Origin of the sequence: Streptomyces colwelliae (genome assembly GCF_048158785.1) — a bacterium.
Taxonomy (GTDB): Bacteria; Actinomycetota; Actinomycetes; order Streptomycetales; family Streptomycetaceae; genus Streptomyces.
The window spans coordinates 1-5,020 of the sequence record NZ_JBLTJC010000562.1; the positions used below are offsets into that span (position 1 = coordinate 1).

5 protein-coding genes are annotated in these 5,020 nt (G+C 70.8%); 3 read left to right on the forward strand and 2 right to left on the reverse strand.

Going from position 1 to position 5,020, the window contains the following annotated elements; translation table 11 throughout:
• Positions 1-206 precede the first annotated feature (206 nt).
• Genes ACNFOC_RS50810 through ACNFOC_RS50820 form a run of 3 tightly spaced genes read left to right on the forward strand, consistent with a single transcriptional unit; the run spans position 207 to position 3,257 of the window.
• Positions 207-1,364 (forward strand): acyl-CoA dehydrogenase family protein, encoded by a 1,158-nt coding sequence (locus tag ACNFOC_RS50810; RefSeq protein WP_406126221.1) that lies wholly within the window; start codon positions 207-209, stop codon positions 1,362-1,364.
• A gap of 35 nt (positions 1,365-1,399) precedes the next feature.
• Positions 1,400-2,281 (forward strand): acyl-CoA thioesterase, encoded by an 882-nt coding sequence (locus ACNFOC_RS50815; RefSeq protein ID WP_416965769.1) that lies wholly within the window; start codon positions 1,400-1,402, stop codon positions 2,279-2,281.
• 4 nt (positions 2,282-2,285) lie between these two features.
• Positions 2,286-3,257: a cation diffusion facilitator family transporter gene (locus ACNFOC_RS50820; RefSeq protein ID WP_416965770.1), complete on the forward strand. Its 972-nt coding sequence runs from the start codon at positions 2,286-2,288 to the stop codon at positions 3,255-3,257.
• Between the two features lie 25 nt (positions 3,258-3,282).
• On the opposite strand, the gene ACNFOC_RS50825 is transcribed toward ACNFOC_RS50820, so the two are convergent.
• Complete coding sequence (locus ACNFOC_RS50825) at positions 3,283-4,071, reverse strand: phosphatase (protein WP_416965771.1); 789 nt, start codon at positions 4,069-4,071, stop codon at positions 3,283-3,285.
• 66 nt (positions 4,072-4,137) lie between these two features.
• The coding region (locus tag ACNFOC_RS50830) for a PucR family transcriptional regulator (RefSeq protein WP_416965772.1) at positions 4,138-5,020 on the reverse strand (883 nt) is incomplete at its 5' end.

Here is a 5,020-nt window from a genome sequence, read left to right on the forward strand (position 1 = left end):
GTGGGCAGGCGCGGGTGGGTGAGCGAGGCACGGCGTGACGAGCGTTACGTGCCCGTTCCACTGGACGCTCCCGCCTACCGGCCGGTACGCTCGATGCTGAGCAAGCGCTTAGCCACGCGGGCCGCAACCATCAATTGAGGAACCCCAACGGCGAGCAACCACATCCGCGAGAGCGGCGCCGGTTTAGGCGCAGAGAGGGGCCGGCGGTGCGCCGTACGGTGTTTGACGAGGACCACGAGGCGTTCCGGGAGACCCTCCGGGCCTTCATCGAGGCCGAGGTCGTCCCCGTCTACGACGAGTGGTTCGCGGCCGGCCAGGCGCCGCGCGAGTTCTACTACAAGCTCGCCGAGCTGGGCGTCTTCGGCATCCGCGTGGACGAGGAGTACGGCGGCGCGGGCATCGACTCGTACAAGTTCGAGGCCGTCCTGTACGAGGAGACCGCGCGCGCGGGTGTCTCCTTCGGCGGCTCCGGTGTGCACGTGCTGCTCGGCCTGCCCTACATCAAGCTGCTCGCCAACGACGAGCAGAAGAAGAAGTACCTGCCGAAGTTCGTCTCCGGCGAGGAGATGTGGGCCATCGCGATGACCGAGCCGGGCACCGGCTCCGACCTCGCGGGCATGAAGACCACCGCCAAGCTCTCCGAGGACGGCACGCACTACGTCCTCAACGGCGCCAAGACCTTCATCACCGGTGGCGTGCACGCCGACCGCATGATCGTCTGCGCCCGCACCGCCCCGTCCAGCAAGGAGGACCGCCGCCACGGCATCTCCCTCTTCGTGGTGGACACCAAGGCCGAGGGCTACTCGGTCGGCCGCAAGCTCGACAAGCTCGGCCTGAAGACCTCCGACACCGCCGAGCTGGCGTTCGTCGACGTGAAGGTCCCGGTCGAGGACCTCCTCGGCGAGGAGAACAAGGGCTTCTACTACCTCGGCCACAACCTCGCCTCCGAGCGCTGGGGCATCGCGTTCGGCGCGTACGCGCAGGCCAAGGCCGCCGTCCGGTTCGCCAAGCAGTACGTGCAGGAACGCGTGGTCTTCGGCCAGCCCGTCGCCGCGTTCCAGAACACCAAGTTCGAACTGGCCGCCTGCCAGGCCGAGGTGGACGCCGCCGAGGCCGTCGTCGACCGCGCGACCGAGGCCCTGGACGCCGGTGAGCTGACCCCCGCCGAGGCGGCCAGCGCCAAGCTGTTCACCACCGAGGTCGCCCACCGCGTGATCGACCGCTGCCTCCAGCTGCACGGCGGCTACGGCTTCATGAACGAGTACCCGATCGCCCGCCTGTACGCGGACAACCGCGTCAACCGTATCTACGGCGGCACCAGCGAGATCATGAAGACGATCATCGCGAAGGACATGGGCCTGTAAGGTCCCCGAAATTACCGGCCAGTAGAAAAGGTGCCATGAGCCAGGCACTTCAGGGTCTCCTCGATCTGCTCGACCTTGAGCAGATCGAGGAGAACATCTTCCGCGGCCAGTCCCAGTCCGCCGTCGTCCCCCGCGTCTTCGGCGGGCAGGTGGCGGCCCAGGCGCTGGTCGCCGCAGGCCGGACGGTCTCCGAGGACCGTCTCGCCCACTCCCTCCACGCGTACTTCCTGCGCCCCGGCGACCCCGGCGCGCCCATCGTCTACACCGTCGAGCGCATGAACGACGGCCGTTCCTTCACCGCGCGCCGCGTCGTCGCGGTCCAGCACGGCCAGCCGATCTTCGCCCTCTCCGCGTCCTTCCAGCGCCACGAGGACGGCCTCGAACACCAGGCCCCCATGCCGTCCGCCCCCGACCCGGCCACGCTGCCCACCTCCCAGGACCGGCTGCGCGGCTACGACCACATCGCCCCCGAGGTCGTCGAGAAGTTCATCGAGGCCCGCGAGGCCATCGACCTGCGCTACGTCGAGGAACCGCCGTACGGCAAGTTCGGCGCACCGCGCGAGCCGCACTCCCAGGTGTGGTTCCGCACCAACGGCAAACTCGAGGGCCCCATCGACGATCCCCTCCTCCACGTAGTACTCGCGACCTACGTCTCCGACATGACCCTCCTCGACTCCGTCCTCCTCGCGCACGGCCGCGGCGGCTGGGCCGTAGGAGATGTAGTGGGAGCGTCGCTCGACCACGCGATGTGGTTCCACCGGCCGTTCCGCGCGGACGAGTGGCTGCTCTACGACCAGGAGTCGCCGTCGGCGTCCGGTGGGCGTGGGCTCGGGCAGGCGCGGATCTACACGCAGGACGGGCAACTGGCCATCTCCGTCATTCAGGAGGGCGTGGTCCGGGTTCCTCGGGAACACTGAGGGCATGGCAGAAACAGAGGAGGGTGACGGTGGCGGCGAGTCCACCGTCACCGTAATTGTCGCGGCCGTCGCCAACCTGGGCATCGCGCTCGCGAAGGCGGTCGCCGGCGTCATCAGCGGCTCCAGCGCGATGCTGTCGGAGGCCGCCCACTCGGTCGCCGACACGGTCACCGAACTCCTCCTGCTGACTGCCCTGAAGCGCAGCGAGAAACCCGCCGACGAGGAACACCCCCTGGGCTACGGCCCCGAGCGCTACATCTGGGCGATGCTCGCCGCCGTCGCCACCTTCGTCGGCGGCGCCGTCTTCTCGATCTACGACGGCATCCACACCCTCGTCGCCGGCGAGGAACTCGGCGACCCGCTCATCTCCTACATCGTGCTCGGGGTCGCGTTCCTCCTGGAGGGCTACTCCCTGCGGACGGGCGTACGCCAGGCGCGCGGCGAGGCGGCCCGCTTCGACGCCTCCTTCAAGCGCTACCTCCGCTACACCCCCGACACCGCCGTGAAAGCCGTGGTCCTTGAGGACTCCGCCGCCCTCGTCGGCCTGGTCCTCGCGGCCGGCGGCCTGCTCGGCGGCCAGCTCACGGGCTCCGGCGTCTGGGACGGCATCGCCTCGCTGTGCATCGGCGCCCTGCTGCTCTACGTCGCCTGGGTGCTGGGCCGCTCCAACGCCGAACTCCTCATCGGACGGCCGCTCCCCAAGGCCATGCGGGACCGTATCCGCGAGGAGCTGCTCGGGGTCGAACACATCGAAGCCGTACTGGAGTTGACGACCCTCGTGCAGGGCCCGCGCGAGGCGCTGGTCGCCGCGAAGATCGACTTCCGGGACGTGTCCACGGCCGCGCAGATCGAGTGGGCCTGCGAACAGGCCGAACAGCGACTGCGGGAGGCGTTCCCGTCGGTGAACCGGGTCTATCTGGACCCGACACCGGGGTACGCGCAACGGCGGGCGGAAGGGCTGAACCCCTGGCCGTGACAGGCGAGTTGAGTCCCGACCCTCCTCAGCCGAGTCCCGCCTCCGCCAGCAGGTACGCCGTCATCGGGTCGTAGTACCTGGGGCTGACGACGTGGTCGTCGAGCGGGACCGCCACCTGTACGGTCCCCTCGGACTCGGCGAGGAAGAGCGCCGGGTCGTTGCAGTCGGCGTACCCGACGGAGTCGACCCCGTGCCGCCCCGCGTACCCCGCCCAGCCGTGGTCGGCGACGACCAGGTCCGGCAGCGGGCGGCCCTCGCGCTCCAGGGCGGTCAGGATCGCCTTCATCGGCTCACCGGAGTGCGTGTGCCAGAGCGTCGCCCCGTGCTCCAGGACGGCGACGTCCGCGAACTGCATGACGTACCCCTCCTCCGTCTGTAGCCCCTCCGGGATCACGACGATCTCGCAGCCGGCCGTGCGGAGGGCGGCGGCCGTGGCACGGTGCACGTCGAGCAGCCCGCCCGGGTGACCGGTCGCGAACAGCACCCGCTGCCGCCCGTCGGCCGCCTTGCGCAACCGCGCCGCCAGCCGGTCGAGCCCCTCGACCGTCAGCTCAGGGTCGATGGTGTCCTGGCCGTAGCGGTACTCGGGATCGTCGTTCACCCCCACCCGCTCCGCCATCACCGCGAGCACGTCCTGCTCGTCGGTCCAGCGGCTGCCGAGCTCCAGGCCGAACCAGTAGTGGCGGTCGCCGTTCGCGAGCTTGCGGTAGTGGGAGAGGTTGTTCTCGCGAGGGGTGGCTACGTCGCCCGCGATACGGGTCTTCACAAGGTGATCGACGAGCTCGGCGCGGCTGGGGGTCCCGGGTATCGGCATGGTTCCCATTGTGGAGCAGAGAGTTGTGCGCGTGCCCGACGTCCCGAACGCTGGGATGTGGATCACTCACACCCGCCCGAGCGCGAACCACAGCTCCATCCGTACGTCCGGATCGTCCAGGTCCGCCTCCAGCAGCGCCGCGCACCGGGCGATCCGCTGCCGCACGGTGTTGCGGTGCACGGCGAGCGCGACGGCCGTACGGTCCCAACTCCCGTGCAGGGAGAGCCAGGTGCGCAGGGTCTCGGTGAGCGCGGGGTGGCCGGCGAGCGGGGCGAGGAGGGTGCGGGCGTGCGCCTCGGCCTCGTCGTGGGGGAGCAGCCCGGCGAGACCTGCGCGGCCCGAGGCGCCGTGCCGGACCAGCGGGGCGCGGGTCGCCCGGGCGCGGGCGAGGGCACGGGAGGCTTGAGTGTCGGCGGCGGGCCAGTCCTCAGGGGCGACGGCGGCGCTGATACCCAGGGTCCAGCCGGGCTGCGGGGCGGGTTCGCGGTCGCCGGGGACGAGGACCCGTACGACGTCCGGCGCCAGGTCGAGCAGCGTGGAACCGAGCGCGGCGCCCAGCGCGGAGGCGGCGACGGGGTCGGGGGCGTGCGCATCCGGTCGTGCGTGCACGACGACCCACCTCTCCCCGCCGAGCAGCGCCGCGACGCCCTCCGGCGGGGCACCCAGCAGCAGCCGTACGAGCGCCGACGAACGGTCCGCTCCCGTGCGGCTCTGGTGTTCGCCGGTGAGGAGGGAGAGGAGCACGGCGGCGACGGAGGCGATGGTGTGGTCGCCGGGCGCGCGGTCAGGGGCGGCGACCCCTAGGACGAAACCCTGACCGGTACCGAGGGCGTACGCGGCGAGGTGGGCGCCGGAGACGGTGTCGGTGGCGGAGGTGGGGGACGTAGAAGATGTAGGGGATGTAGGGGACGTAGGGGATGAGGCCGAAGCGGCCGGGGGGCGTACCACC

What these genes read in the sequence shown, in the direction of transcription:
- ACNFOC_RS50815 (WP_416965769.1), top strand. Translation starts at nt 1,400, where the DNA reads ATGAGCCAGGCACTTCAGGGTCTCCTCGATCTGCTCGACCTTGAGCAG.
- ACNFOC_RS50820 (WP_416965770.1), top strand. Translation starts at nt 2,286, where the DNA reads ATGGCAGAAACAGAGGAGGGTGACGGTGGCGGCGAGTCCACCGTCACC.
- ACNFOC_RS50825 (WP_416965771.1), bottom strand. Translation starts at nt 4,071, where the DNA reads ATGCCGATACCCGGGACCCCCAGCCGCGCCGAGCTCGTCGATCACCTT.